Here is a 25,451-nt window from a genome sequence, read left to right on the forward strand (position 1 = left end):
GGCGAACCGGGGCCTTTCGATATTCAGATCTTAGCGCGAATAGAATTCGACGACCAGGTGCGGCTCCATCTGCACCGGGAACGGCACGTCGGAGAGGCCGGGGATGCGCGTGTACTTCGCGGTCATCTTGCCGTGGTCGACTTCGAGATAGTCGGGGACGTCGCGCTCGGGCAGCTGGCTGGCTTCGAGCACGTGGGCGAGCTGCTTGGAGGCTTCCTTGACCTCGATCACGTCGCCGACCTTGAGCTGGTAGCTCGAGATGTTGACCTTGCGGCCGTTCACCTTGACGTGGCCGTGGTTGATGAACTGGCGGGCGGCGAAGATCGTGGAGACGAATTTGGCACGGTACACGACCGCGTCGAGACGCCGCTCCAAAAGGCCGATCAGGTTCTCGCCGGTGTCACCCTTGAGGCGGCTCGCCTCGACATAGATGCCGTGGAACTGACGCTCGCTGATGTTGGCGTAATAGCCCTTCAGCTTCTGCTTGGCGCGCAGCTGCACGCCGAAGTCGGAGAGCTTGCCCTTGCGGCGCTGGCCGTGCTGGCCGGGGCCGTACTCGCGGCGGTTCACGGGGCTCTTCGGGCGGCCCCAGATGTTCTGGCCCATACGGCGATCGATCTTGTACTTCGCCTCACTGCGCTTAGTCATCGCGTCCTCTTCGGTTGCATGGTTTGAGGAAACGCGCCCTCCTGTGTGACGGGATGATCCCGGCACCGACAGGTCTGATCCCCAAAGCTGGAGGGAGCGGACCACGGGTCGCGAAACGCTTCGCGGGCCGAAATCGGCCCGCGAGCAGGCGGCTTTTAGGGGAAGGTGGGGTTTGTTGTCAATTGTTTAGCCCTGTCGTTCCGGGGTGCTAGCCCGTCATTCCGGGGCGCCCGCAGGGCGAACCCGTAATCTCGAGGTTCCGGGTTCGGCTCTGCGAGCCGCCCCGGAACGACGGTACTTAGGTCCCGACCGCCCGAATCGGCTTTGGCCCCGCCGCCCGTAATTCGGTTGCGATTTCAGTGTTTAGGACCTGTTCCAGCCGGGTCAGGACCCGGGCGATGGGCGCCGCGTCGGTCACCCGGTGGTCCCAGCGGATCACGACATGGATGGTCTGTTCGCCCTCGACCACCCCGTAGCTGAGAATGAAAGGACCGGGCGTGACCGGGTGCAACTCGCCGCCACCATAGGCGGCCACGGAGCTCACGGCGAAGCTACCGAACCAATTGCCGCGCTGCCGGCCGAAATTGAGTCCCACCGCCCAGCACAGCCGCCGCAACGGCAGTGGCAGGCGGGTGGCGCGCATGACCTTGCGGAACATGGGAACGTCGTCGACCGGGGCCGACTTGGCGCGCCGGATCTCGGCATCGACCGCCGCCAGCGTCATGGCCTCAGGGGCCGCGATCCGCTGCGGCATCACGCATGCCTCGCCGTCCTCGACTCGGGCGATCGCCACGGACGCGACACTCTGGGGGAGCTCATAGAGCGTCGGCCAAGGCCATTTGGCGTAGACAGTGCGCAGGACCGGCTCGTCTCTGGCGACGAGGGCGAAGGCCTTTACGAATATCGCCGCCCAGCCGGCGGGCGCCATCGCCCCCGCGCGGGCCTCCAGAAGGGGACGGATATTGAGCGAACGGGAGAGCGAGACGAACGGCACGTCCATCGAGGCGTGCATGAGGTCGCAAATCAGGCGGCGCGGCAGCGAAATGGTCTTGGGCGTCCCGCGCATCGGCTCTTTTGGTTCCCGTGGATGAAAATTTGGGCAGCGAGCGGGATCACGCTCGCCGCTCCACCACGCTCTAGCACGAACCAACCCGCTTGGGGCGCGGTCGGTTCGCCGCATCAGGGCGCCGGCGAGGCCAGCGGCTTGGTCTTGTCGACGACGTAAACTCCAAGCACTTTCATGGCCTTATCGCCATGAGCTTTGGCGTCGTGCACGACCCCTGCCGGGATCTGATAGGAGTCGCCGGCCTTCAGGGTTTTCTCGGGCTGACCGTCGATGAGGAGATTGAGCTCGCCTTCCAGCACATAGCCGGTTTCGACCCCGGGATGAGTGTGGCGTCCGGCCGAGCCGCCAGCGGGGACTTCCGCGATCGCGGTGACGGTGGCGTAGCCGTCTGGGAATTCGACTTTCTGGAGCGGGGTGCGCTTGATGCCGGGCTGCTGGGCGAAGGCCGCAAAGGCAAGGCCTGCGAAGGACAAAGCGAGCAAAGTCTTTTTGAGCATGGTTGTTTTTCCTCCTGGGAGTCGCCGACCCTAGCAGCGCGGGAGTTCCCGGCAAGGTGGTAATCGGCTGCTCAGCGCCTGATGCCGTTGAAGGCTGTCATGATGCCGCGCTGGAACAGCGACCAGTCGAAGCCGAGCGCGATCGCGCGGTAGCCGCGGTCGATCAGCTCGTTGGCCTGGTCGGCGGTACGGGCGACGCCGCCGATCGGCACGCCGCTTCTGAGAATGCCGGCCTCGGCCCGGGCGACCAGCTCCAGCAATTCCGGATCATCCATCCGGCCTCGCTTGTTGATGGAGGTCGCGAGATCGCCGGGGCCAATCACGGCGACGTCGATGCCGGGCGTCGCCATGATCTCGTCGATGCGGTTGACTGCATCGATATGCTCGATAGTGACCATGCAGATCATCTCGTCGTCGGCAGAGGCCATGTATTCGGGCATCGACTGGCCCCAGCGGAACGGGGCGTGGAACGGACCCCACAGCCGATCGCCGCGCGGTGGATAGCGCACGCTGCGCACGGCCTTCTCGGCCTCGTCGCGATTGGTGATCATCGGGAAGTTGATGCCGAAAGCGCCGACGTCCATCGGCGCTTTCGCAAGCCACGGCTCGTTCGCTGCGATCCGCACCAGGGGCATGCACGGCGTGCCGGTGGTCGCCGCGATCATCGCATGCGCTTCGGTGAGGCCGATCGGACCGTGCTCGAGATCGACGATGATCCAGTCGAGCGAGCGCGCCATGATCTGCACCAATTGCACGCTCGGGATGGTCGCGATCGCGCCAAAGGCGGGACGGCCCTCGCTCCACAATTGGCGGAGGCGATTGAGCGGCTTTGCGGGGACCGGCATGGGATGACCTGCGCAGGGATGACGACGGCAAAGCCTAGCAGCGCGCCGTGTTTCCGAAAAGTCAGACCACCGCGCGGCCGCCGAAGAACGGCGTCAAGGTGGCGGAAAGGCCATGCACACGGTTCGAGGTGAAGAACATCTCGGCACCCGACTGCGCGATGCCGCTGACGCTCGCGCCGAGCAGATCCGAGACGCGGCGGGCGATCGCCGGCGCGGGATCGATCCACTCCACCGGCCACGGCGCGAGCTTCTTCAGCCGGTCGAGCAGCAGGGGGTAATGCGTGCAGGCGAGCACCACCGTGTCGGTGCGCGAGGTCGCATCCGCGGCATCGCCGACGAAGCAGGGCACGAGTTCGGCGAGGATATCGGCGTCGCTGATCGGATGGCCGCCGAGCTCGCGTTCGGCAAGCGAGGCGAGCTCGGGCGAGCCGACCAGCGTCACCTCGCATCCTTGCGCGAAATCGCGGATTAGGGCCTTGGTGTATTCGCGCTTCACCGTGCCCTTGGTGCCGAGCACCGAGACGCGGCGGGTCTTGGACTGCGCGCAGGCCGGCTTGATTGCCGGCACCGTGCCGACGAAGGGCAGGGAATAGGCGGCGCGCAAGTGCGACAGGACCAGGGTGGACGCCGTGTTGCAGGCGATGACGACGAGGTCAGGATCATGGGTGCCGATCAGCTCTCCCATCAGCGGCACGACACGGGCGATGATCTCGTCCTCGCTGTGGTGACCGTAGGGGAAGAAGGCATCGTCGGCGACGTAGACGTAATGCGCGTCCGGGCGCGCGGCCACGACCTCGCGGAGCACCGTGAGCCCGCCAAGGCCGGAATCGAACACCAGGATGGTTGGAGGATTGGTCACAGCTTTACCCTAGCCCCTCATGGTTACCATTCGGTTTTTAGGGCGATTTTGCGGCGTCGGGCTGGTCGGAAGTTGGAATGCTCAATTTTCGCTTTATCCGATATTCTTCATGGGGTTTGGCCGAGGCGTCCGCTTGCAGGTTGACAGCCCCCTCCAAGCCGCGGAACAAAACGGCGTCTCGCCGGAAGGCGATCTCGCAGGGAAAGCAACATGCTTACAGTCCACCATCTCGGTAAATCGCAATCCGAACGCATTGTCTGGCTCTGCGAGGAGCTCGAAATTTCTTATGAGATGAAGCGCTACACGCGCGATGCCACGACTATGCTGGCCCCGGCCGAGTACAAGGCGCTGCATCCGGCCGGCACGGCGCCGGTCATCACCGACGGCGAGCTGGTGCTTGCGGAATCGGGCGCCGTCGTCGACTACATCGTTGCAAAATACGGCAACGGCCGGCTTGTGCTCGGTCCCAATGATCCCGCCTTCGCGCAATTTCTGTATTGGGTTCATTTCGCCAACGGCACCTTGCAGCCCGGCATGGGGCGGATGATGATCCTAAGCCGGCTCGATCTCGCCAGGGACAACCCGACCCTGCTCGCCATGAAGGGTCGCCTCGACCGCGCCTACGATCTTCTCGACGCACGGCTTCGCGAGTCCGAATATCTCGCGGGCAGCGCCTTCACCACGGCCGACATTATGACCGTGTTCTCGCTTACCACGATGCGCTACTTCCAGCCTTACGATCTGGCGCGCTGTCCGAACGTGGTCAAATATCTCGACCGCATCGGTGCACGTCCGGCCTACCGGCGCGCAATGGAGAAGGGCGATCCGGGCATGGCGCTGCTCCTTAGCTGAGCAGCGATCACGCGATCCTGTTGGTGGTGGCCGCCCGCGCGCTGGCCAGCTGCTGCTGCAAGCGGTCGATGTTCTGCAACAGGCGCTGGCTGGTCAGCACCAGGAAATAGTAGCCGAACTGCGGGTCCTGGAAATAGATCTCGAGCAGGCGGTCATAGGTGATCGTCAGCACCTGTCCGTCCTCGATGCATTCGATCGTTCCGGTGCGCCGGTTGTCCGGCGTGAGGAAGCCGAGCTCACCCATCAGCGCACCCGGCAAAATCTCGACATTGATCTCCTTGACCAGGAATTTGCCGGTCACGGTGAGGAGCATCTCCTTGGCGGGATCGCCCAGCTTGAACAGCGTGTCGCCGCGGCGATATTTGCGCTCGGTCATGAATGGCTTCAGCCATTCGATCGACATGTCGCCTTCGGCCGCATGCCGGGCCTTCTTGACCAGCTTGAGCATCTGCCGCAGGCGCAGGGCGTTGATCGGAAGCAAGAGCAGATAGAGCAGGAAGGTCGACACGTTGGCGGAGAGCGCGCCGAAAACGGCAAAGAACGCGCAGCCGATCATGTTGGCCACACGCAAGGGCACCATCGTCCGCATCAAGAGCGTGGCGACGAAGAAGCCGGCGCCGACCGCGGCGAACAGATTGGCGAGCGTGATGTTGTGGACGAAGATCTCCAGCAGGCGGTTGAAGATCGCGTCGTAGGTGACGTTGTTGGGGTCGAGGCCCATCTGGACCAGGATCTTCGCGATCCTGAGATTGTCCGTCGCCGCGTCGAGGATGCGGTCGAGGATCGACGAAACGTCTGCGCTGCCGGACGGCATGGTACTAACCCCGCGTAAGGCCTTCAGTCCCGGTCGGTATTCGCGGCAGCTATAGCCGAAATCGAATGACGACCGGTTGAAATGAAGCCTTCGGTCGCCCTGCCGCAAGAGGCAAATTTTAGCCTGATCGAGCGTTTCGGCAATTGCCCGTTGGTTGGGCGTATGGCTTTGACGCGCTCGTGATTCGGATCCCGGTGGGGCCGGCGTGCACGCCGAGGCGGGCGCCAGGCGATGTTGGCGTTAAGGCTTGGCGGCGGGCTGCACGACCTGCTGCTCGACCAGGGCAAGGTGACCCGGCAGCGCGCCGGCGCGCAGCAGCATGGCGACGCTGCTCGCTTCCTCCAGCGTGAAATTGCCGGAGATCTGGCCCGAGCCGCCGGTGATGGGCTCGCGGATCACGGGGGCGGAGATCACCTTGCCGTCAAGCACGATAGCGAACGGCTTTCCGACGTTCTCTTCGGTGACGTGTGCGAAGCGGCGCGTGCCGCGGCCGTTGAAGCGGAACGAGGCGATCGGGTCCTTCGTGCCGCTCGCAAATCCCGGGCCGGCATAGCTGATGTCGTCGCCGTCGATCGCGCTATCCTTGGCAACCAGATAGGGACGCTTGTCCTTGAAACCGAGCAGGACTTCCGTGCCCGCAGGCGGCGTGCCCGATTGCGCCTGCTCTGCCGACATCGAGAGGTCGACCATGCGGAAGCTGACCTTGACCTTCGTCGCGAAGATCGCGGTCACGCGCTCCGGTTCCATCAGTCCCGGGATGAAGATGCGGATGCGGTCAGTCCCGTCGGGCTGGACGTTCGCGAGGTTGATGTCGGCGTCCTTAAGGCGCTGCTCGATCATTGCGATGGAATCCTCGACGAACTCGCGCAGCCGTGCGGCGGAGGCGGCATCGGTCGGCGCGAGCCTGACCAGCCCGTCGCCGCCGTCTGTCACGGCGAGCGCATGCGACGGTAATCCTTCCGCGGCTGCGGCGAGCTTGCGCCTCAGCTCTTCGCGGCCCTTGGCATCGGCAATCTTCACCTCGACGGCGCCATCGCGGATCGCGAGGCCGGAGAACGCGATCTTGCCCTCGCGCAGGATCTTGTAGAGGTCATCGCGCAAGTCCGCGACCACGCTCTCGCGCAGGCCGTCGGTGTCGACCTTGTAGACGATGCGCGAGCCGCCCAGCTTCTGCATCTTGTCGCCGACGAAGGCGGCGATCCTGGCGCGCATCTTGTCGAACTGGCTGTCCTCGGCGAGCGCGGCGCGGGGCAGGGCGATCGCCGATGCCGTGATCATCGACGTCGCGGCGAGCGCGGCGAGCAGCCGTGTGATGCGGCCCCGCGGGGGCGTGGTCATGATCACCTCAAGTCTTGCGGCAGGACGCTGACAGGCGAAGCCCAATGCTTGTTCTTGGTCCCCCGATCCGCTGCGGAGGTTCAAACGCCTCGAACCCGAGTGCCACGACCGTAGCCGTTAAGCCATGGACGAACGCCAAATCATCCATCATTCTGTCCACGCTCGACCGGCCATCGGTCGAGGCTCCGCCTGAACCAAATGTCAAAAGACAGCGGGCGGGGACATGCATCTGAGGGAGGACGGAATTCCATGGCGGGCATCCACGCGCTCGATCGGTTCATCGGCGACGACTACCCCGACTTTTCAACGGACGCGGAGGTTCGGGCTTTCGAGCAGGTCTCCTATGCCGGTCGCGTCGCCGCGGCGAGCACCTATGACGCCGTCAGGCTCGGCGCGGCGCTCAATCCGGACGGTGCGGCGATCCAGTTCCTGCAAAATGCCGATCCGGCCGATACGCCGGTGGTGGTCACCTATCGCGATCTGATCGCACGCGTGACCCAGGCGGCGAACATGTTTCACACGCTTGGCGTGGGAAAAGACGACGTCATCAGCTTCATGCTGCCGCTGGTGCCCGATGCCTTCGTGACCCTGCTCGGCGCGGAGGCGGCCGGCATCGCCAATCCCGTCAATCCGCTGCTCGAGCCGCATCAGATCGCGGAAATCCTGGAGGCTGCGAACACCAAGATCCTGGTGGCGCTCGGGCCGGTGCCGGGCACCGATATCTGGCAGAAGGTGGAGCAGATCCGCCCGCAGCTAAAGCATCTCAACGCGATCGTGCAGGTGTTCGGCGGCGGCGATCCCGACAACGGCATCTTTGCTTTCAACGATCTGATCAAGCAGCAGCCCTCCGATCGGCTTGTCAGCGGGCGCAAGATTCTGGGCAGCGACATCGCCGCCTATTTCCACACCGGCGGCACCACCGGCACGCCAAAACTGGTGCGGCACACCCACGCCAACCAGGTCTATCAGGCCTGGGCGCTCAACCTTATGCTGAAGGCCAGGCCTGGCGCCAATCTGCTGTTCGGCATGCCGCTGTTTCACGTCGGCGGATCGCTGACGCAGGTGCTGCTGACGCTGTCGAGCGGCGGGTCGCTCGTCGTGCTGTCGCCGAGCGGCTGGCGCAATCCGAACTCGGTGAAGAACATCTGGCGACTGGTCGAGCGCTATAGGCCCGAGGCGCTGTCGAGCGTGCCGACGGTGCTCGCGGCAGCGCTCGGAGTGCCGCCCGGCAATGCCGATATCTCAAGCCTGAAATATGCCGCCGGTGGCGGCTCGGCGATCCCCGTCGCGGTGGGCTCGGCGATCCAGGACAAGCTCAAGCTTCCTGTGATCGAGGTCTACGGCATGACCGAGACCTCGAGCGTGCATACGCTGGCCTATCCCTCACGGCCGATCCGGCTCGGCTCCGTCGGCCTTCCCATGCCTTATGCACGCGTTCGCATCGTGCAGTTAGATGCCGATGGCCGCCTGATCCGGGACTGCAAGCCCGACGAGATCGGCGTCGTCATCATGGCCGGGCCCGGCGTGTTCGGCGGCTATCTCAACGACGAGCACAACAAGGGCGCCTTCGTCGACGAGGTCTGGGTCAATTCCGGCGATCTCGGGCGCCTCGATGCCGACGGCTATCTCTGGATCACCGGCCGCGCCAAGGATCTCGTGATCCGCGGCGGCCACAACATCGATCCGGCGCCGATCGAGGAAATCATGTTCCGCCATCCCGCGGTCGGCTTCGCCGCGGTGGTCGGACAGCCCGATGCCTATGCCGGCGAGCTGCCTGTCGGCTACGTGCAATTGAAGCCGGGCGCGAGCGTCGAGCCGGGCGAGTTGGAAGCGTGGGTGCGCGAGCGCACGCCGGAGCGCGCCGCCGTTCCGGTGCAGGTCATCCCGATCGATCCGATGCCGGTCACCGGTGTCGGCAAGGTGTTCAAGCCGCAACTGCGCTGGGACGCCGCCCAGCGCGTGTTCACCAAGGTGCTGACGCCCATCACCGAACGCGGCATCGACTGCAAGGTGAAGGTCGGCCCACACGGCAGCCACGGCTCGATCGCGACCGTGACGCTTGCGGGCCTGCCGGCCGACCAGCGCGAAATCGTCGCCGGCGAGGTGCACGCGCTGCTCGCGCCGTTCGTGATGAGGCACGAGGTGGTGCATGCCTAGCTGAAGGTTTGCTGCGAGGTTGGCTCGATCTAGCTAAGGGCTAGTGAAATTAGGTTCGGCGGACTGTCCGGGGGCCCCTAGCGGGAGAGGTGAACCGAGTCCTGAACGCGCCTCGATTCAACCAAAACTCATCGCGCTCTTACCCCGCCGGCATCCGGGTCTCGACCAGACGCGCCCAGAACGACGCGCCGTGGCCCAAAATGTTGTCGTTAAAGACATAGGCCGGGTGGTGGCACTCGTTGCCGTCGCCCATGCCGACCAGCACCATCGCGCCGGGACGCGCTTCGAGCATAAAGGAGAAGTCCTCGGCGCCCATCATCGGAACGAACTTGTCGTTGACGCGCTCGGCGCCGACGATGTCGCGGGCGACGTCGGCGGCAAGGCCGGCCTCGCGCGCATGATTCATCGTCACCGGATACATCCGCGTGTATTTCGTCTCGGCCGAGCCGCCATAGGCGCGGGCGACGCTGTCGGCGACCTCACCGATGCGGCGCTCGACGAGATCACGGACTTCAGGATCGAGTGTGCGCACGGTGCCGGCGAGTTCGGCGACCTCCGGGATGATGTTGAAGGCGGTGCCGGCGTGGAACTGGGTGATCGAGATGACGGCCGATTTGAGCGGATCGATGTTGCGCGCGACGATCGATTGCAGCGCGCCCACGATCTGCGCGCCGATCAGCACGCTGTCGACCGCCTTGTGCGGACCGGCGCCGGCGTGGCCGCCCTTGCCGTGAACCGTGATCTGGATGTTGTCGGAGGAGGCGAGCATCGCGCCCGCGGTCGTGGCGAAATGGCCTTCGGGCAGGCCGGGCATGTTGTGCATGCCGTAGACCTCCTCGATGTTCCAGCGCGTCATCATGCCATCCTCGACCATGGCCTTGCCGCCGCCGCCGCCTTCCTCGGCGGGCTGGAAGATCAGAACCGCGGTGCCATCGAAATTGCGCGTCTCGGTCAGATATTTGGCAGCGCCGAGCAGCATCGCGGTGTGGCCGTCATGGCCGCAGGCATGCATCTTGCCGGGGACTTTTGAGGCGTAAGGCACGCCCGACGTCTCCATGATCGGCAGCGCATCCATGTCGGCGCGCAGGCCAATGGTTCTGCCGGAGGCGGATTTGCGGCCGCGGATCACGCCGACCACGCCGGTGCGGCCGATGCCCGTCACCACCTCGTCGCAGCCGAACTCACGCAGCTTGTCGGCGACGATGCCGGCGGTGCGGTGGACTTCGTAGAGCAACTCGGGATTCTCGTGGAAGTCATGGCGCCAGGCGGCCATGTCGTCGGTGAGGGCGGCAACGCGGTTAAGGATGGGCATGGGGTGGGAATCCGTTTCTGTGGTCTTCTTGGCGCCCGCATGAGCGAAGCGGCTTTTTACGCCCTGATTTGGCAGAGGGGGAGGGCGAAACCGATGGCGGGACGAGGTTTGGCGGGGATGAGCGGGGCCGGCGGGCCGATCGCCCATCCCGGGGAGACGCGCGAAAATTAACTGTCAATCACGGATCATTGACTGACAGATATTGAAATCTGTCAGCGAGACGTGTATATCCGTTCGCGGACGCTCCGATTGGGCGTTCCCGTGGTCATCCCGTCCCGGGGGCCCGAGGTCCGAAACACTGGCGGATCGAGGGGCGTAGTTGGGATGGGGACCGTGGACGGAATGGAGACTTAAGAAAATGACGACCGAAATCCTCAATTTCACCGGCGCGATTGGGCATTGGCTCAATTTGCTGGTGGCGCGCCAGATCGCGGCGCAGGCTGCAAAACTGCCTCATTAAGGCGAGAGCTTTCCGAAACGACCGGCACGGGCGCTTCGGAAGCAGCCCTATCGCCGGTGAACCCTGAACGGGAACAAGGTGCTGGCATGAATGAAGCCGTTGTCTTGACGCCGGAGCGGATCCTCGAAGTCACCGAGGACGTTCTGCGGCGCTACGGACTTGCCAAGGCCACCGTGGTCGACGTTGCCCGTGCGCTCGATGTGAGCCACGGCAGCGTCTATCGCCATTTCCCCAGCAAGGCCTCGCTCCGCGAGGCAGTCGCCAAACGCTGGCTCGACCGCATCGACGCGCCGCTCCTGGCGATCGCCAGGGAGCAGGGCCCTGCGCCCGACCGGCTCGATCGCTGGCTGCGCACGCTGTTCGCGGCCAAGCGTTCGCGTGTGCTCGACGACCCCGAGATGTTCGAGACCTATCTGACGCTGGCGCGCGAGGCCTGCGCAGCCGTGAAGTGCCACAAAGATGCGATGGTCGACCAGATCGCTGCGATCCTGTCCGACGGCGTCAAGCAGGGCGAGTTCGCCGTGGACGACGTCAAGACCACGGCACGCGCGCTGTTCGATGCGACCTGCCGCTTCCATCATCCGGCCCATGCCGACGAGTGGAAAGACGCCGAGCTGCCCGCTCGCGTCGATGCGACGCTCGCGCTATTGCTGCGCGGGCTGAAGGCACGATAGATCGCCGCGCCTCCTTACCGCGTGCCGATCAGCCCCTTGCCTTCTGAAGAAGCCCGCCATTATGAGTGGCCGGCGAGGCCGTCGGGCGCCTCCGCGCATGAAGGGTCGGGCCCGGCGATGGCACGACTGGCGGACTTTCCGGATATGCATTGACCGCGATTTCGACGCTGTCCTTTGACCGCTTGCGGAGCCGGTAGAAGGTCAGCTCCTGATCGAGCATGGGACAGCGGAAGTGGACGACTGCGGTGTCCGGCAATCGGCATAGCTCGTCGATAAGCTCGCCGACGGTGATGATGGGGGGATGGGCGACCGGGTTGTGATGACCCTTGCTCATGACATTCTACTCCTTCACTCTGCTACCAATCGGAACCGGATGGTGTCCGTTCCAATCCCCTCGAGGTCGCCTGAACGCAAATGCGGCAGATTTGCTGCTATATCTGCGTCAACCCGCAAGCCGCTGCCAGCCGCACGAGCTGCGCATCCGTGCGCGCACCGGTCTTGGTCTTGATCAGATAGTGATAATTCTGCACCGTCTTGACGCTGAGATTGAGATGCGCCGCGATCTGCTCGGTGGTGGCACCCCCGGCAAACTGCCGCAGGATCTCGATCTCGCGCTCGCCCAACTGGTCCAGCGCCGAGCCCGATGACAGGCTGTCCTCGGCGAGGATATGCGCGATGTCGTCGCTCATGGCGCGCTCGCCGCGGGCGACGCTGCGGATCGCGGTGACGACCGCAGATGGCTCGTTGCTCTTGGTGACGAAGCCGCTCGCGCCGGCGGCAAAGGCGGCTTTCACCAGCACGGCCTCGTTGTGCATGGTGAAGACGAGGATGCGCGCGCGCGGACTGCGGGCGCGGATGTTGCGGATCGCCTCCAACCCGCTCGCGCCCGGCATCGAGATATCGAGCACGACGACGTCGGGGTCGTGCGCCTTGAAGGCGCCGTAGGCATCCGCGGCATTGTCGGCCTCCGCCACGACATGCAGGTCACCCTGGCTCTCCAGCACGCGCCGATAGCCTTGCCGCACGATCGGATGATCATCGACCAGCAGCACGGAGATGCCTGTTGCCGCGACCTCGCTCATGACGGCCTCATGCGGCGAGCGGGATGGTGGCGGCGACGCTGAGGCCGCCGCGCGCAGGCAGGATCGACAGCGATCCGCCGGCGGCCGTGACGCGCTCGCGGATGCCGGTGAGGCCGAAGCCGGCGGACCGCGTGACGCGTTCCGCATCGCCGCCGCCGTCGTCCTCGACGCGGATCAGCAGTGCATCCTCATCACCGGCACGGCGCTCGATCCGCAAGCTGATCTCGCGCGCGGAGCTGTGGCGGAGCGCGTTGGTCAGGCATTCCTGCGCGACGCGATAGGCGGTGGTGGCGGCCGGGCCGCTGATGTCGGTGAGATCGCCTTTGACGTCGAGCTGGATGGTCGGCCGCGCCGCGCTCTGCGAACGCCAGCTGTCGACGAGATTGACGAGGCTTGCTTCCAGCCCAAGCTCCTCGGGCAGAGGATTGCGCAGCCTCTTTAAGGCATCACGCAATGATGCCATCAGATGATGGGTGGCCTGCGAGATCATGCGGGCGTCCTGCGCGATCCCGCTGTTCTTGCCCTGCTTCGCGCTCGCCGTCTCGATGGTGTTGGCGAAGGCGAGGATCGCGGACAGATTTTGCCCGAACTCGTCATGCAGCTCGCGGGCAAGCGCCCGGCGCTCGTCGTCGCGGATCTCGATCAGGCGCCGCGTGAGCGCCGCGCGCTGCTCGGTGGCTTCCTCCAGCCGGCCGCCGAGCTCGCCGACGGCGCTGCCGATCATCGCCAGCTCCATGGAACGGAAGCGCGGCAGTTTGGTGCGATATTGGCCCCGTGCCATGCGCTGGAGCGCGGTAACGATCGCACGCGCCGGCGCCAGCGCATGCGCGATCGCAAGCGAGGCGAGGATCGCGATCGCCGCCGCCATCAAAAGCGCGACGTCGATCACGTTGAGGATGTACTCCCAGGCGAGCGAGATCGCGGCCGCCGCATCCGGCGTTGCGACGACGGTGCCGGCCGACGCCGCGCGGGGGCTGACCGGCCGCACCACCTCGGCATGGCTGCCCAGGAAGGTCGGCACGATCGATGCGAACCAGCGCGGCGGCGTCTTGCCTAGCCCCTCGCTCTGGCCGCAGAGCGGCTTTTCGAACGCGATGGCCGGCTGGAACTCGACGCACACGCCAGGCGAGATCAGCTTCATCGTCTCCAGCGTGCGCCATTCCGGAACCGGCAGAAGCTGTTCGCGCGTTCTGCTGCTGCGCAACAAGAACTCGTGCCAGTATAGTGCCTGAAGCGCCTGCGCGACCCGCTGGGCGGACGCCGCGGTCGCCCGGTCGACGCTGCGATAGGCGTCGAACGTGGCCCATACGGTCGCGGCGCCAAGGCACAGCACCACAATGAGAAGCAGACGGGCGACAAGCTGAAGCACGAGGCGCATGCGATCATCCCCGACGTTTGGTAAGGTCAGCCTAACAATGCCGCCGCGCCTTGCCAATTGCAGGGTTTGGACCGGATCGTAGCTCGGGCAAATTTCCCAATCCGGATTGGGCATGGCTCTTTGGACCGGGCGCGGCGACTTTGATCTAATCGCGATGGAATCGTTGCAGGCCAATCGTTGCAAGGTGAGGAGCGGTGCAGCATGAGTTCGATGACGATTGGACCGATCGCGGGGTCTGCTGCCGACCCGTCCGAGCGTAGCGCGCTGCTGTTCTGGATGATCTTCACCGGGCTCTCGGTCTTCGCCGTCGTGCTGCTGTGGCGGTTCGGCCTGATCCATCTGATGCTGACCTCGGACCGTACCTACATTTCCAGCGTCATCGCGGTGCTCTATGTCCTGACCTGCGGCCATTGCTTCCTGCGCACACGGGCGATCGCGCGGGAGGGCGCGGCGGCGCGGCGCTGCCGGGCTGCGCTCGCGGCGCCCGACGGCAGCAAGGTGCTCGATGCGCGCGCGGCGGCGCTGCCGCGCGGGCTGGTGCGCGATCACATCGAAAGCCTCGTGACCAAGGCCGCAGCGCAGGACTACCGTCCGGTGGACCAGACGCTGTTGCTGCGGACGCTCGCCGATCGCCTTCGCGGCTCCAACGGTTTCGGCGCCTTCGTCTCGGACACGCTGATGAAGCTCGGCCTGCTCGGCACCATCATCGGCTTTATCATCATGCTGGCGCCGATCGCGGGACTGGATGCCGCCGACAAGGTCGCGATGCGCTCCTCGATGGGCTTGATGAGCGACGGCATGGCAGTCGCGATGTACACGACGCTTGCCGGCCTCGTCGGCTCGATCCTGGTCCGCATCCAGTACTACATGCTGGATGCCGCGACCCAGCGGGTGTTCTCGGATGCGGTGATGCTGACCGAGACCTATGTGACGCCGGTCCTCGAGCGACAAGGCGCTGGAATCAAAGGCGCCGGAACTCCGTCATGATGGATGATTTCGGTCTCTATCCGCGGGAGGAGCCGTTTGATCCCCTGGGCGTGATGCTGTTCAAGGCGCTCCAGGTGATCGCGTTCCTGTTCTTCCTGGCGCTGCTCGCGGTCTCGCCCGATGCCAAGGACGGCAAAATCGATTCCAAGGCCGAGTTCATGATCACGCTGGACTGGCCGGACAATCACCCCGACGATCTCGACCTGTTCGTGCAGGATCCCGCCGGCAACATTGCCTGGTATCGCCACCGCGAGGCCGGCTTCCTCACGCTCGATCGCGACGACCGCGGTGGCGCCAACGACTTCATCATGGTCGCCGGCAAGAAGATCGCCTCGCCGATCCGCGAAGAGATCGTCACCGTGCGCGGCATCCTCGCCGGCGAATACACCGTCAACGTCTCGCATTTCGTTGCGACGACCGGCGAGCCCGTGACGGCCAATGTGAAGGTGCAGAAGCTCAATCCGACCGCGCAGGTGATCTTCGACAACAAGTTCACGCTCGACCACACCGGCGACGAGAAGACCGCGGTGCGGTTCCGGCTCGATGCCGAAGGCAAGGTGATCAACGTCGACCAGCGGCCGAAATCGCTGCTGGAGACGTTTCGCAGCAGCTGGCGCAACGGCGCCGATGTCGATCCGAAGACCCGGGTGAGGGTACGCCGTGAGTGATTTGCAGACGGTCATCCTGACGCTGTCGATCGCCTACGCCGTCATCGGGGCGCTGCTGCTGGTCGTGCTGGTCTATGCCCGGCTGCACTGGTCGTTCAAGGCGGTCGCGGTGGTCGTGACCAGCGCCTTCTATGTCGTCAGCTTCACCGAGATGCGCGGGCTGCTCGGCTGGCCCAGCACGGACCGGCTGCCGACTACTTTCAAGCTGCTGAAGTCGCGCATCGTCGAGCCGCATTCGCTCGAAGGCGATCCCGGCTCGATCTATCTGTGGGTCGAGCAGCTCGATGAGGACAATCGCCCGAGCGGCATCCCGCGCGCCTTCCGCGTGCCCTACAATGACCGGCTTGCCGACAAGACCCACGCGGCGGAGAACGAGATCGCCGCCGGGCATCCGCAAGGCGGCCGCGCCGCCGATTTCGGCGGCGGCGATGGCAGCCTGATCGACATGGTCCGGGAATATGTGACGCCCAAGACGATCATGGAGACCAGCGGCGGCGATTCCTCGACCGGCGAGTTCGTTGCCCCGCCCGCCGGCGCGCAGGGCGCCGTCTTCACCCCGATTCCGCCGCCCCGGATGCCGCCTAAGGACGAGCAATAGGCCCTTCACCATCGCATCAGGGCCGCGCTGGAAAACCGCACCCAGCTGGCGCATCTTGTTGACGTCCCTCAAATTGGCTTTATCGGCTCCCAATAAGGTTTGAGGGTGGAGGGTGCGTGCTTCTCGCGGTCTTCTCGGATATCCACGGCAACCGGCAGGCGTTCGAGGCCTGCCTGAAGGCGGCGCGCGCAAAGGGCGCAGAGCGGTTCGTCCTGCTCGGCGATTTCGTCGGTTATGGCGCCGATCCGGAATGGGTCGTGGAGACCGCGATGGCGCTGGTTGCCCAGGGCGCAGTCGCCGTGCGCGGCAACCACGACCAGGCGGTGAATTCCTCGACTGAGGCCATGAATGCCGAGGCGCAGATCGCGATCGAATGGACCCGCGGTCGGCTCGACGCCGCGCAGCGGCGGTTCCTGGCTGACCTGCCGATGCTGGTGGAGGACAGCGACCGCCTTTACGTCCACTCGGAAGCCTCCAGCCCGCAGCGCTGGCACTATGTCCGCTCGACGGCCGATGCCGCAAAGAGCCTGATCTCGACGCCCGCCCATGTGACCTTCTGCGGCCACATCCACCGTCCGGCGCTCTATTCGATGTCGGTCACGGCGAAGATGACGAGCCTCGTACCCAGGACCGACGTCTCCGTGCCGCTGCTGCGCGGCCGGCAATGGCTCGCCGTGCTCGGCTCGGTCGGCCAGCCCCGCGACGGCGATCCGTCCGCGGCCTTCGTGCTGTTCGACACGGCCTCCTACGAGATCACCTATTGCCGCGCGCCTTACGATATCGAGGCGGCCGCGAGCCGGATCCGCGACAACGGCCTGCCGCACTGGCTGGCCGACCGGCTGTCGCAGGGGCGTTAGCGGCCGATGCCCAAACCCCTGGTCAAGACAGGCGCCGTCATCGACGGCTACACCATCGGCGAATGCGTCCATGCCGGCGGCATGGCGACGCTGTGGACGGTCACCCATCCCGGCATCGACGTGCCGCTGCTGATGAAGATCCCGCGGGTGTCGGAGGGCGAGGATCCCGCCGCGATCGTCTCTTTCGAGATGGAGATGATGATCCTGCCGCGGCTTGCAGGGCCCCACGTGCCGTCGTGTTTCGGCACCGGCGACTTCGCGCATCAAGCCTATGTCGTGATCGAGCGCATCGCCGGCACCACGCTCTACAAGCGGCTCCCCGATCTGCCGCTGCCTTACGACGAGGCGCGGCAGCTCGTCGCCAAGGTCGCGACCGGGCTTGCCGACCTGCACCGGCAGAACGTGATCCATCACGATATCAAGCCGAGCAGCATCATGTTCCGCGAGAGCGGAGAGGCGGTGCTGATCGACTACGGCCTGTCGCATCATGACCATCTGCCCGATCTGTTGCAGGAGGAGTTCCGCCTGCCTTACGGCACCGCGCCCTACATGGCGCCGGAGCGGCTCTTGGGCGTGCGCGACGATCCGCGCAGCGATCTGTTCTCGCTCGGCGTGCTGCTCTATTTCTTCACCACGGGCGAGCGCCCGTTCGGCGAGGGCGAGACGCTGCGCGCGATGCGGCGGCGGCTGTGGCGCGATCCGCATCCGCCGCGGGCATTGCGCGCCGACTATCCGCCCTGGCTCCAGGAGATCGTGCTGCGGTGTCTGGAGATCGAGCCGGTGTGGCGCTATCCGACCGCGTCCCAGCTTGCGTTCGATCTTGCCCATCCGGACCAGGTCAAGCTCACCGCGCGCTCGGAGCGGCTGAAGCGCGATCCGCTGAGCGTCGCCTGGCGGCGCCGCTTCAATCAGGGCGTAATGCGGCCGCGCGCCAAATCTGACGTCGCGGAACAGATCGCATCGAGTCCGATCCTCGCGGTGGCGCTCGATACCGCCGAAGGCGCGCCGGAGCTGAACGAGGCGCTGCGCATTACCACAGAGCGCATTCTGGCGACGTTACCTTCGGCGCGACTTGCCTGCGTCAATGTCCTCAAGCTCAACCGCATCGCCATTGACAAGACGCTCGACGAGCAGGGCTCCAACAAGCACATCGACCGCCTGGTGGCGCTCCGGCATTGGGCGACGCCGCTCAAGCTCGACGAGAGCCGGCTGTCGGTTCACGTGCTGGAGGCGGTCGATCCCGCCATGGCGCTGCTGGAATTTGCCGAGGTCAACCAGGTCGACCACGTCATCATCGGCGCGCGGCAAAATTCGTTCAAGCGTACCTGGCTCGGCAGCGTCTCGGCCAAAGTGGCCGCGGAGGCGACCTGCACGGTCACGGTGGTGCGGCCGCCGCGGATGGCCGCGGCCAAACCAGACGCCGGCGTGGTGTGGGGCTGAGGCGCGATGAGAGTTGGATGAACATCAGCGCGCTTTAGGTTGTTGTTTGAGCATGCATGATCTTTTCGGAAAAGCGCGGCGCACGTTTCCGGACCATGCTCTAAAAGCGCGATGAGAGTTGGATGAACATCATCGCGCTTTAGCTTGTTGTTTGCGCATGATCTTTTCGGAAGACCGCTGCGCACTTTTCCGGATCATGCTTTGGGAAAGATCACACCGCGTGAGCGGTGTGGACGGCGCGCTTGCGGCGGACCGGCCAGGAGAAGTGCGGGCCGGTTTCGCAATGATCTGCGCCGCCGCCAAAGTACTGGATGATCTCGCGGCAGGGCTCGCAATTGTAAAGGCTACGCGACGCGGATGCCTTGGTCATTTCCTTCAGGCAGTTCGGGCAGTGCGGGTTCATGGGGTCGTTCCGGAAGAAGGAAGTCTCAGTGGTGACGTTGGTCGAGATCCGGATTGTCGAGCCCGGCATCGTCGTCCAGCGTGCCATCGGTGCATTCGAGGCGACCGAAGAAATGGTCGAGGCCCGGATGCGGCCGACGCGGGATCCGGCACCTGCGCTTTGGCTGGCGTTTCACGAGCGTGATCTGCACGGCGCTCAGCTCCGGCGACGATGATGGTGGATGATGCGGGCGGAAGCCGCAGCCCTCACCGGTCGCGTCACGTAGATGCAGCGAGCCGCAATCGCAGCATTGAACCCGAGCCACAACGCCACGCCAGTCCAAACCAGGGTCGTCGTCATGATGTGCTCCCGTCAAAAGCAGACAGGACTCAGTTGGGGTGATTTGCGCGAATCAGTGAAGTCCGGATGAGTACGGATCGAAGTTGCAATTTTAGGCATTGCGCGCTGCAACACCCATAGGAGCCGCGGGATTTTTCGTAGCCGCGGCGCCTCCTGATCAGCTCAGATCGCTTCGCCGCGGGCGCCGAGCGCAGCGTTACGGATCGCGGCGATGTTGGTCCTGTAGGCGTCCTGCGTGCCGCCCTTGAACACGGAGGTGCCGGCGACGAAGGCGTTGGCGCCGGCTGCTGCCAGCGCGCCCGCAACGTCGGAGCCTACACCGCCGTCGACCTCGATGTCGATCGGGCGGCCCGCCGTCATCGCGCGGATGTCGCGGATCTTGCCGATCGCGGATGGGATGAAAGCCTGACCGCCAAAGCCGGGATTGACCGACATCACCAGCACGAGGTCGACGAGGTCGATGACGTATTCGAGCACGCCGATCGGGGTGGCCGGATTGAGCGAGACGCCGGCCTTTTTGCCGAGTGCGCGGATCGCCTGAAGTGAACGGTGCAGATGGGGGCCGGCCTCAGCATGTACGGTGATGTGGTCGCAGCCGGCTTTCGCAAAGGCCTCGAGATAGGGATCGCAGGGCGAGATCATCAGATGCGCATCGAAGATCTTCTTGGTGTGCGGGCGCATCGCCTTGATGACATCGGGACCGTAGGAGATGTTGGGAACGAAGTGCCCGTCCATCACGTCGAGATGGATCCAGTCGGCGCCGGCAGCGTCCACCGCGCGCACCTCTTCGCCCAGCCTGGAGAAATCCGAAGCCAAGATCGAGGGCGCGATGGCCAGAGGGCGGGGGGCGAAGGCTTGGGTCATGACGCGGTTTCCCGTGGCGGCCGTAGGAAGATCAGGCTCCGCCTAACATGGGCATCTACGCCGGGCAATGCAGGGGAGGCGTGCTTCCTGTGGGCGGAAATTTCTGCCGCGACCGGCATGAATTGCCGGTGTTCCCGCACCCCGCCAGGTGCGGCGCGGGCGGATTTCATTGAGCTTTTTACGCTGGCACGACGCTTGCTGACTTCACCGCCAGAACATTGGCCGCGGCATGCCGCATCGGTTGGAGTTGTGCAATGTTGTTCGCCCTTGGTGCCGTATCGAGCGCGCTCGATGCGATCCAGTCGCTGACAAACTCGAAATCATCCACCTCGACGCAGAAGACCGGATCCTCGCAAAGCGCGGCGATTAATCCGTTTGCGATCGACAGCGGCAGCGGCAGCGGCACGAGCAGCGGCGCGACCTCGTCGGTCAACTCGGGCAATTGCGCACAGATTTCGCCGGAGACGATGAGCGCGCTGATCGCGGCGCAGAGCCAGTCGTCGGACGCGACCGGCAGCTCGGCTTCGTCGGGCTCTGCCTCCTCGACGTCGACGAGCCGGGAAGCGGCGCTGAAGGACCTGTTCTCGCAGATCGATGCGGACGGCGATGGCAACATCACCCAGTCCGAATTCGAGAACGCGCTCGGAGCCGGCGGTACCAATCTGGCGCAGGCCGATGACGTCTTCTCCAAGATGGACACGAATTCCGACGGCAGCGTCAGCATGGACGAGATGTCGAAGGCGCTGAAGAGCGGCCATCACGGCCATCATGCGCGTGGCGCGAGCGGCGCGGGCGAGGCATCCGGCGGCTCGGACTCCTCGTCCTCGTCGAGCGGCGGATCGACCTCGACCACGACGACCAATGCCGACGGCTCGGCCACCACCACCGTCACCTATGCCGATGGCTTCAAGATGTCGACGACGGTGCCGGGCGCCTCCCGTTCGTCCAGTGCGAATGGCGGCGGCAACTCGCCCTATGACTGGTTCGGACAGATGATGCAGCGCCAGGCGCAGCCGGCGGCGGGGTCCGCGGCTTCGTCGATGTCGATGAGCGTGTGAGCTTCGTCCTAGTCGGAGTATTTGCGCGTGATCTCGCGACAGGCATAGCGGTCACGGATCTGCTGGTTGAAGAACGTTCCCTTCGAGCGCACGCCCCTGAATGCGGCGACGGCCTCGGGCGGAACATCTTCGTAGGCATAGACGCGACCGCTGACGAAAGTCACCTTCAGCTCACGTGTGTCGGGTGCATAGCGAAAGAAGCTGATCACGGAAGACGGCATGATGGTGCACCTTGGCCCATCAGGGAAACGCCAGATCCGCCATTTCGTTTCTAGCCGAACCGATCCTTCCACGCCGGCTGCGCGCCCGGGAACGGCAGGGCATTCGCGCTGTAGACGCCGCGGGCGATCGCGCGCGCGACCACGTTGGCGGCGACCATGCCGAGCTCGGTGAGGCCGACGAGCGGCTCGACCGGCTTCTCGCCGGTCGCGGCGGCGAACAGCACGTCGCCGTCGTTCGGCGCATGCACCGGATAGATCGCGCGGGCAAAACCCGTGTGCGCGATCATGGCAAGGCGTTTGGCCTGGGGCTTGGTCAGCGTGGCGTCGGTGACGACGACGCCGATCGTGGTGTTCTCGCGCTCGGCCGCGGCGGGGCCGCCCTTGATGCGCATCCGGAGCATGTCTTCCGTGAACTTGTTTGGCAGGCCGCGTCCGCCGAACTCGCCGCCCATCTCGAATGGCGCCGCCCAGAACCACGGGCCGTCGCCGATGGTGACGCTGCCGACCGCATTGACGGCGATGATGGCCGCCACCCTGGCGCCGCTGCTCGTGATGGCGGACGCCGAGCCGAGCCCGCCCTTGAACGTCGCCGTCGTGGCGCCAAAACCGGCGCCAACGCTGCCGAGCGCAAAATCGGATGCCGCCGAGGCCGCCGCGGCGTAGCCGAGGTCGCGATAGGGCGCAAAGCGCCCCCAGGCCTTGTCGCCGCCATTGAGCAGGTCGAACAGGATTGCGCCCGGCACAATCGGGATCAGCGCCTCGCGGACGCGGAAACCGCGGCCCTGCTCGGCGAGCCAGGCCTGGATGCCACCGCCGGTCTCGAGTCCGAAGGCCGAGCCGCCGGACAGCGCGATCGCATCGACGCGCTCGACCGTGTTGGCGAGATCGAGCAGGGCATCCTCGCGGGTGCCGGGGCCGCCGCCGCGCACGTCGATCGCCGCAACAGCCGGCTGGTCGAACACGACCGCCGTCACGCCCGAGGCGATTTTCGTATCTTCGGCGTGGCCGACGCGGACGCCGGCGATGTCGGTCAGCAGGTTGTTCACGGCGACGGTTCCTCACGTTCGATTTTTGCGATGCGAAGGGCGGCATTATCCGCCGGCGGAAGGGCCCGTCAATCGCGGTTGCGCCGCGAGCTTTCGTCGTGTTGAAATGATTGACGCCGCGCAAGGCATCCGCGCCGGTCAACTCGCCAGCGCCGTCCTGAGCATCTTGGCGAGCTCGGACTTGCGGTAGGGCTTGGCCAGCAGCAGCACGCCGGAATCGAGCCGGCCGTGATGCACGATGGCGTTCTCGGTATAGCCCGAGGTGAACAGCGTCTTCAGGTCAGGGCGCCGCCGTGCCGCCTCGTCGGCGAGCTGCCGGCCGTTCATGTTGCCGGGCATGATGACGTCGGTGAACAGCAGGTCGATGTTCTCGTCGGCGTCGATGATGGCGAGAGCTTCGGCCGCATTGGCAGCCTCGAGTGCGGTATAGCCGAGGCTCTTGACCTGGGTCACGACGTACTGCCGCACCAACGCGTCGTCCTCCACGATCAGGATCTTCTCGTCGCCGCCGGCGATTGGCACGTTCTGGAGCGCCTCGTACTCGGTCTCTTGCACGCCGCTCGACCGCCGCAGGTAGATCTTCACGCTGGTGCCGTGTCCTTCCTCGCTGTAGATCTTGATGTGGCCGCCGGACTGCTTGACGAAGCCGAACACCATGCTGAGCCCGAGGCCCGTGCCCTTGCCGACATCCTTGGTGGTGAAGAACGGATCGAACACGCGGTCGATCAGTTCAGCCGGAATTCCGCTGCCGGTGTCGCTGACCGCAATCATCACGTAATTGCCGGCGGCGACGTCGGGGTTCATGCTGGCATAGCCGTCGTCGAGGAAGACGTTGCGGGTCTCCAGCACGAGGGTGCCGCCGTCGGGCATGGCGTCGCGCGCGTTCAGCGCGAGATTGAGGATCGCCGTGGAGAGCTGGCCCGGGTCGACGAGCGTCGGCCAGGCATCCTCGGTCAGCTGCGGCATGATTGTGATCTGCTCGCCCAGCGTTGGATGCAGCAGCTTGGCGGCTTCGAGCACCAGCGCATTGACATCGATCTCGCGCGGCTGGAGCGGCTGCTTGCGGGCGAAGGCGAGCAGATGCTTGGTCAGTTGCGCGCCGCGCTCGGCGGCATCGTCGATCAGCTTGGTGATGGCGGCGAGCTCGGGCCGGTCGGCGACGGCATCGGCCAGGATGCCGATCGTGCCGGTGATGACCGTCAGCACGTTGTTGAAGTCGTGGGCGACGCCGCCGGTCAATTGGCCAATGGAGTCCATCTTCTGGACCTGCCTGAGCTGGGCCTCGGCGGCCTGCTTCTCGGTGAGGTCGCGGCCGATGAAGAAATGGCGCTTCACCGGCTCGGACCAGGTGCCCATCCAGTTCAGCGTCACCTCGTGCCCGTCGCGGTGATAGTAGCGCGCCTCGAAGCTGCGCTTGACTGCGCCACGCCTGGCCGCGCGCATCTCGTTCCTGGTCTTCTCGAGGTCATCGGGGTGGATGAACTCGACGGCGCTGTGCCCGACCATGTCCTCCGGGCTGAAGCCCAGGATGTTCTTCACGCTGGGGCTGACCTGGATGAAATTGCCGAAACCGTCGGTGACCAGGATGAGGTCCTGGGAGGTCTCGAAGATGCGCTGACGCTCCTCGATCTCGCGGTTGAGCGCGGTCTCGGTCCGCTTCCGCTCGGTGATGTCGCGGGCCACCTTGGAGGCGCCGATGATCTTGCCATCGCTCGATCGCAGCGGGACCTGGCTCAGCACCACGTCGATCGGCTGGCCGCTCTTGTGCAGCCGCACCGTCTCCTGCTGGTCGATGACCTCGCCGTTGCGCGTGCGGGCCAGGTTCTCGGCGACTTCGTCGCGCTGATCCTCCGGCATGATGATGTCGATGGAACGGCCGATCGCCTCATCGGCGGAGTAGCCGAAGACGCGCTCGGCCGCACTGTTCCAGGTCGTAATGGTGCCGTCGAGCGACTTGGTGATGATGGCGTCGTTGGAGGATTCGACGACGGCGGTGAACAGCCGTTCGCGCTCGACGTGATAGTTGCGCTCCTCATCCGATCGGCGCTTCAAGGCGTCGACCATGCCCGCGGTCTGCGCCTGCAGACGGACATTCTCGATCAGCAGCACGGCGAGGACAAAGGTTGCGGCGCAGAGGCCGTAGAGGCGGCCGGCGTAGAAGCCGAGATCAAAGCGGGCGTCGTTCACGATGGCCGAGAGCGCGATGTCGAACAGCCAGGCGCACATGACCACCATGAGCCAGACGTCGATCACCGAATGCGGCCTGCGGAACCAGAGCGAGACGAGAGCGGCAAAGCTCAAGGACCACACGAAGGACACGACGCCGATCATGGCCGGCGTGTAGCGGCCGTCGCGCAGCAGGACCGGCAGCAGATCGTGATGAGCAGTCACGATCCAGGCGAACAAGCCCATCACGGCGATGACGCCGAGGACGCTCGCATAGATGGCGGCGCTCATCGTGCTCTGGACCTTGGGACCGCCGTCCTTCTCCTTCAGCCAGGCATAGCCCAGCACGAACAGCGGGAAGCCGCCGTGCCAAATCATGTAGAGCCAGACCGTGGTTTGGCTGCCGGCGCCGAATAGGCCGGTCGGGGCGAACAGGCCCGGGAAGGTGAGGGCATGGAGCAGCGCGGCTGCGGCGGTAAACAGGTAGCCGGTCGCAAGCCATTGGAGTGCGCGGGTCCGCAAGACCGCGAACTGCGACAGCAACAGCACGGCCGTGACGATGTCGCTGACGGCGAGGGCGGATTGATAGCTTGCCACGAAGGCTGGGACCGGCAACAGCGGGATACCCGCGAAAGGCACGGCCAGCGCGAACAGGACCGAGGACACGCCGACGATCCACAATGCTGCGCTGCGGTCAGTCGAGGTCGCCGGCAGGGTCGAAAGGAATGTGCTTCGGTCTATCGTTGCGGGCACGTCCACCTCTCGCCGACCGGTCTTCGCCATCTTCGCCGACTTCATCCGGAGTCCCGCAGCCTTGCTCCA

General features: G+C 65.2%; 26 protein-coding genes. 10 read left to right on the forward strand and 16 right to left on the reverse strand.

What is annotated here, in order from left to right:
- Nucleotides 1-30: 30 nt before the first annotated feature.
- The 5 genes from rpsD to murI form a co-directional block, all read right to left on the reverse strand.
- Nucleotides 31-648 (reverse strand): 30S ribosomal protein S4, encoded by a 618-nt coding sequence (gene rpsD / locus ACVWY3_RS06060; protein ID WP_008564227.1) that lies wholly within the window; start codon nucleotides 646-648, stop codon nucleotides 31-33.
- Between the two features lie 298 nt (nucleotides 649-946).
- A complete protein-coding gene (locus ACVWY3_RS06065) occupies nucleotides 947-1,714 on the reverse strand; it encodes an acyltransferase (protein ID WP_456837648.1) in 768 nt (255 codons plus the stop codon).
- Between the two features lie 113 nt (nucleotides 1,715-1,827).
- Nucleotides 1,828-2,211, reverse strand: coding sequence for a cupin domain-containing protein (locus ACVWY3_RS06070; RefSeq protein WP_456837649.1), 384 nt, complete (start codon nucleotides 2,209-2,211; stop codon nucleotides 1,828-1,830).
- Between the two features lie 71 nt (nucleotides 2,212-2,282).
- Entirely contained in the window at nucleotides 2,283-3,056 is a 774-nt protein-coding gene (locus ACVWY3_RS06075) for an HpcH/HpaI aldolase family protein (RefSeq protein ID WP_456837650.1), read from the reverse strand.
- Nucleotides 3,057-3,117: 61 nt separating this feature from the next.
- Entirely contained in the window at nucleotides 3,118-3,915 is a 798-nt protein-coding gene (gene murI / locus ACVWY3_RS06080) for a glutamate racemase (protein WP_456837651.1), read from the reverse strand.
- Between the two features lie 210 nt (nucleotides 3,916-4,125).
- Between murI and ACVWY3_RS06085 the strand changes: the two genes are divergently transcribed.
- Nucleotides 4,126-4,767, forward strand: a complete 642-nt coding sequence (locus ACVWY3_RS06085) for a glutathione S-transferase family protein (protein ID WP_456837652.1) — start codon at nucleotides 4,126-4,128, stop codon at nucleotides 4,765-4,767.
- 7 nt (nucleotides 4,768-4,774) lie between these two features.
- On the opposite strand, the gene ACVWY3_RS06090 is transcribed toward ACVWY3_RS06085, so the two are convergent.
- Together ACVWY3_RS06090 and ACVWY3_RS06095 are read right to left on the reverse strand one after the other, a co-directional pair.
- Entirely contained in the window at nucleotides 4,775-5,581 is an 807-nt protein-coding gene (locus tag ACVWY3_RS06090; protein WP_456837653.1) for a Crp/Fnr family transcriptional regulator, read from the reverse strand.
- Nucleotides 5,582-5,821: 240 nt separating this feature from the next.
- The gene (locus ACVWY3_RS06095; protein ID WP_456837654.1) at nucleotides 5,822-6,919 is read right to left on the reverse strand and encodes a SecDF P1 head subdomain-containing protein; all 1,098 of its coding nucleotides are present in this window, start codon (nucleotides 6,917-6,919) and stop codon (nucleotides 5,822-5,824) included.
- A 249-nt stretch (nucleotides 6,920-7,168) separates the two neighbouring features.
- Between ACVWY3_RS06095 and ACVWY3_RS06100 the strand changes: the two genes are divergently transcribed.
- Complete coding sequence (locus ACVWY3_RS06100; protein WP_456837655.1) at nucleotides 7,169-9,076, forward strand: acyl-CoA synthetase; 1,908 nt, start codon at nucleotides 7,169-7,171, stop codon at nucleotides 9,074-9,076.
- A 139-nt stretch (nucleotides 9,077-9,215) separates the two neighbouring features.
- Here the strand turns inward: ACVWY3_RS06100 and ACVWY3_RS06105 are convergent, their stop codons facing one another.
- On the reverse strand, nucleotides 9,216-10,388 hold the full coding sequence (locus ACVWY3_RS06105) for a M20 aminoacylase family protein (protein ID WP_456837656.1): 1,173 nt from the start codon (nucleotides 10,386-10,388) through the stop codon (nucleotides 9,216-9,218).
- A gap of 546 nt (nucleotides 10,389-10,934) precedes the next feature.
- Here ACVWY3_RS06105 and ACVWY3_RS06110 point away from each other — a divergent pair.
- Nucleotides 10,935-11,522: a TetR family transcriptional regulator gene (locus ACVWY3_RS06110; protein ID WP_456837657.1), complete on the forward strand. Its 588-nt coding sequence runs from the start codon at nucleotides 10,935-10,937 to the stop codon at nucleotides 11,520-11,522.
- 28 nt (nucleotides 11,523-11,550) lie between these two features.
- On the opposite strand, the gene ACVWY3_RS06115 is transcribed toward ACVWY3_RS06110, so the two are convergent.
- From ACVWY3_RS06115 to ACVWY3_RS06125, 3 genes are all read right to left on the reverse strand, one after another.
- On the reverse strand, nucleotides 11,551-11,856 hold the full coding sequence (locus ACVWY3_RS06115) for a hypothetical protein (protein ID WP_456837658.1): 306 nt from the start codon (nucleotides 11,854-11,856) through the stop codon (nucleotides 11,551-11,553).
- Between the two features lie 97 nt (nucleotides 11,857-11,953).
- Nucleotides 11,954-12,604, reverse strand: coding sequence for a response regulator (locus ACVWY3_RS06120; RefSeq protein WP_456837659.1), 651 nt, complete (start codon nucleotides 12,602-12,604; stop codon nucleotides 11,954-11,956).
- Nucleotides 12,605-12,611: 7 nt separating this feature from the next.
- A complete protein-coding gene (locus tag ACVWY3_RS06125; protein ID WP_456837660.1) occupies nucleotides 12,612-13,982 on the reverse strand; it encodes a sensor histidine kinase in 1,371 nt (456 codons plus the stop codon).
- Between the two features lie 201 nt (nucleotides 13,983-14,183).
- Between ACVWY3_RS06125 and ACVWY3_RS06130 the strand changes: the two genes are divergently transcribed.
- The 5 genes from ACVWY3_RS06130 to ACVWY3_RS06150 all read left to right on the forward strand — a co-directional run bounded on the left by ACVWY3_RS06130 (nucleotide 14,184) and on the right by ACVWY3_RS06150 (nucleotide 18,532).
- Entirely contained in the window at nucleotides 14,184-14,969 is a 786-nt protein-coding gene (locus tag ACVWY3_RS06130; RefSeq protein ID WP_456837661.1) for a MotA/TolQ/ExbB proton channel family protein, read from the forward strand.
- Entirely contained in the window at nucleotides 14,966-15,637 is a 672-nt protein-coding gene (locus ACVWY3_RS06135) for a hypothetical protein (protein WP_456837662.1), read from the forward strand. Before ACVWY3_RS06130 ends, ACVWY3_RS06135 begins: the two co-directional genes overlap by 4 nt.
- Complete coding sequence (locus tag ACVWY3_RS06140) at nucleotides 15,630-16,235, forward strand: hypothetical protein (protein WP_456837663.1); 606 nt, start codon at nucleotides 15,630-15,632, stop codon at nucleotides 16,233-16,235. The genes ACVWY3_RS06135 and ACVWY3_RS06140 overlap by 8 nt, the downstream gene beginning before the upstream one ends.
- 116 nt (nucleotides 16,236-16,351) lie before the next feature.
- Complete coding sequence (locus ACVWY3_RS06145) at nucleotides 16,352-17,092, forward strand: metallophosphoesterase family protein (protein ID WP_456837664.1); 741 nt, start codon at nucleotides 16,352-16,354, stop codon at nucleotides 17,090-17,092.
- Between the two features lie 6 nt (nucleotides 17,093-17,098).
- Complete coding sequence (locus ACVWY3_RS06150) at nucleotides 17,099-18,532, forward strand: protein kinase domain-containing protein (protein ID WP_456837665.1); 1,434 nt, start codon at nucleotides 17,099-17,101, stop codon at nucleotides 18,530-18,532.
- A 211-nt stretch (nucleotides 18,533-18,743) separates the two neighbouring features.
- Here the strand turns inward: ACVWY3_RS06150 and ACVWY3_RS06155 are convergent, their stop codons facing one another.
- Nucleotides 18,744-18,935, reverse strand: coding sequence for a hypothetical protein (locus ACVWY3_RS06155; RefSeq protein ID WP_456837666.1), 192 nt, complete (start codon nucleotides 18,933-18,935; stop codon nucleotides 18,744-18,746).
- 28 nt (nucleotides 18,936-18,963) lie between these two features.
- On the opposite strand from ACVWY3_RS06155, the gene ACVWY3_RS06160 reads away from it, so the two are divergent.
- Complete coding sequence (locus ACVWY3_RS06160) at nucleotides 18,964-19,149, forward strand: hypothetical protein (RefSeq protein ID WP_456837667.1); 186 nt, start codon at nucleotides 18,964-18,966, stop codon at nucleotides 19,147-19,149.
- Nucleotides 19,150-19,436: 287 nt separating this feature from the next.
- On the opposite strand, the gene rpe is transcribed toward ACVWY3_RS06160, so the two are convergent.
- Nucleotides 19,437-20,138, reverse strand: coding sequence for a ribulose-phosphate 3-epimerase (gene rpe / locus ACVWY3_RS06165; RefSeq protein WP_456837668.1), 702 nt, complete (start codon nucleotides 20,136-20,138; stop codon nucleotides 19,437-19,439).
- Between the two features lie 254 nt (nucleotides 20,139-20,392).
- On the opposite strand from rpe, the gene ACVWY3_RS06170 reads away from it, so the two are divergent.
- Complete coding sequence (locus tag ACVWY3_RS06170; protein ID WP_456837669.1) at nucleotides 20,393-21,196, forward strand: EF-hand domain-containing protein; 804 nt, start codon at nucleotides 20,393-20,395, stop codon at nucleotides 21,194-21,196.
- Between the two features lie 8 nt (nucleotides 21,197-21,204).
- On the opposite strand, the gene ACVWY3_RS06175 is transcribed toward ACVWY3_RS06170, so the two are convergent.
- The 3 genes from ACVWY3_RS06175 to ACVWY3_RS06185 form a co-directional block, all read right to left on the reverse strand.
- Nucleotides 21,205-21,417, reverse strand: coding sequence for a KTSC domain-containing protein (locus ACVWY3_RS06175; protein WP_456837670.1), 213 nt, complete (start codon nucleotides 21,415-21,417; stop codon nucleotides 21,205-21,207).
- Between the two features lie 50 nt (nucleotides 21,418-21,467).
- Nucleotides 21,468-22,463, reverse strand: coding sequence for a P1 family peptidase (locus tag ACVWY3_RS06180; RefSeq protein WP_456837671.1), 996 nt, complete (start codon nucleotides 22,461-22,463; stop codon nucleotides 21,468-21,470).
- 138 nt (nucleotides 22,464-22,601) lie between these two features.
- Complete coding sequence (locus ACVWY3_RS06185) at nucleotides 22,602-25,427, reverse strand: PAS domain S-box protein (RefSeq protein ID WP_456837672.1); 2,826 nt, start codon at nucleotides 25,425-25,427, stop codon at nucleotides 22,602-22,604.
- Between the last annotated feature and the right edge of the window lie 24 nt (nucleotides 25,428-25,451).

It is taken from the genome of Bradyrhizobium sp. USDA 4486 (assembly GCF_054057995.1).

What these genes read in the sequence shown, in the direction of transcription:
- ACVWY3_RS06150 (WP_456837665.1), top strand. Translation starts at nt 17,099, where the DNA reads ATGCCCAAACCCCTGGTCAAGACAGGCGCCGTCATCGACGGCTACACC.
- ACVWY3_RS06105 (WP_456837656.1), bottom strand. Translation starts at nt 10,388, where the DNA reads ATGCCCATCCTTAACCGCGTTGCCGCCCTCACCGACGACATGGCCGCC.
- ACVWY3_RS06075 (WP_456837650.1), bottom strand. Translation starts at nt 3,056, where the DNA reads ATGCCGGTCCCCGCAAAGCCGCTCAATCGCCTCCGCCAATTGTGGAGC.
- ACVWY3_RS06185 (WP_456837672.1), bottom strand. Translation starts at nt 25,427, where the DNA reads ATGAAGTCGGCGAAGATGGCGAAGACCGGTCGGCGAGAGGTGGACGTG.
- ACVWY3_RS06100 (WP_456837655.1), top strand. Translation starts at nt 7,169, where the DNA reads ATGGCGGGCATCCACGCGCTCGATCGGTTCATCGGCGACGACTACCCC.
- ACVWY3_RS06070 (WP_456837649.1), bottom strand. Translation starts at nt 2,211, where the DNA reads ATGCTCAAAAAGACTTTGCTCGCTTTGTCCTTCGCAGGCCTTGCCTTT.
- ACVWY3_RS06065 (WP_456837648.1), bottom strand. Translation starts at nt 1,714, where the DNA reads ATGCGCGGGACGCCCAAGACCATTTCGCTGCCGCGCCGCCTGATTTGC.
- ACVWY3_RS06115 (WP_456837658.1), bottom strand. Translation starts at nt 11,856, where the DNA reads ATGAGCAAGGGTCATCACAACCCGGTCGCCCATCCCCCCATCATCACC.
- ACVWY3_RS06130 (WP_456837661.1), top strand. Translation starts at nt 14,184, where the DNA reads ATGAGTTCGATGACGATTGGACCGATCGCGGGGTCTGCTGCCGACCCG.
- ACVWY3_RS06175 (WP_456837670.1), bottom strand. Translation starts at nt 21,417, where the DNA reads ATGCCGTCTTCCGTGATCAGCTTCTTTCGCTATGCACCCGACACACGT.
- ACVWY3_RS06170 (WP_456837669.1), top strand. Translation starts at nt 20,393, where the DNA reads ATGTTGTTCGCCCTTGGTGCCGTATCGAGCGCGCTCGATGCGATCCAG.
- ACVWY3_RS06085 (WP_456837652.1), top strand. Translation starts at nt 4,126, where the DNA reads ATGCTTACAGTCCACCATCTCGGTAAATCGCAATCCGAACGCATTGTC.
- rpe (WP_456837668.1), bottom strand. Translation starts at nt 20,138, where the DNA reads ATGACCCAAGCCTTCGCCCCCCGCCCTCTGGCCATCGCGCCCTCGATC.
- ACVWY3_RS06135 (WP_456837662.1), top strand. Translation starts at nt 14,966, where the DNA reads ATGATGGATGATTTCGGTCTCTATCCGCGGGAGGAGCCGTTTGATCCC.
- ACVWY3_RS06090 (WP_456837653.1), bottom strand. Translation starts at nt 5,581, where the DNA reads ATGCCGTCCGGCAGCGCAGACGTTTCGTCGATCCTCGACCGCATCCTC.
- ACVWY3_RS06125 (WP_456837660.1), bottom strand. Translation starts at nt 13,982, where the DNA reads ATGCGCCTCGTGCTTCAGCTTGTCGCCCGTCTGCTTCTCATTGTGGTG.
- ACVWY3_RS06095 (WP_456837654.1), bottom strand. Translation starts at nt 6,919, where the DNA reads ATGACCACGCCCCCGCGGGGCCGCATCACACGGCTGCTCGCCGCGCTC.
- ACVWY3_RS06110 (WP_456837657.1), top strand. Translation starts at nt 10,935, where the DNA reads ATGAATGAAGCCGTTGTCTTGACGCCGGAGCGGATCCTCGAAGTCACC.
- ACVWY3_RS06120 (WP_456837659.1), bottom strand. Translation starts at nt 12,604, where the DNA reads ATGAGCGAGGTCGCGGCAACAGGCATCTCCGTGCTGCTGGTCGATGAT.
- rpsD (WP_008564227.1), bottom strand. Translation starts at nt 648, where the DNA reads ATGACTAAGCGCAGTGAGGCGAAGTACAAGATCGATCGCCGTATGGGC.
- ACVWY3_RS06155 (WP_456837666.1), bottom strand. Translation starts at nt 18,935, where the DNA reads ATGAACCCGCACTGCCCGAACTGCCTGAAGGAAATGACCAAGGCATCC.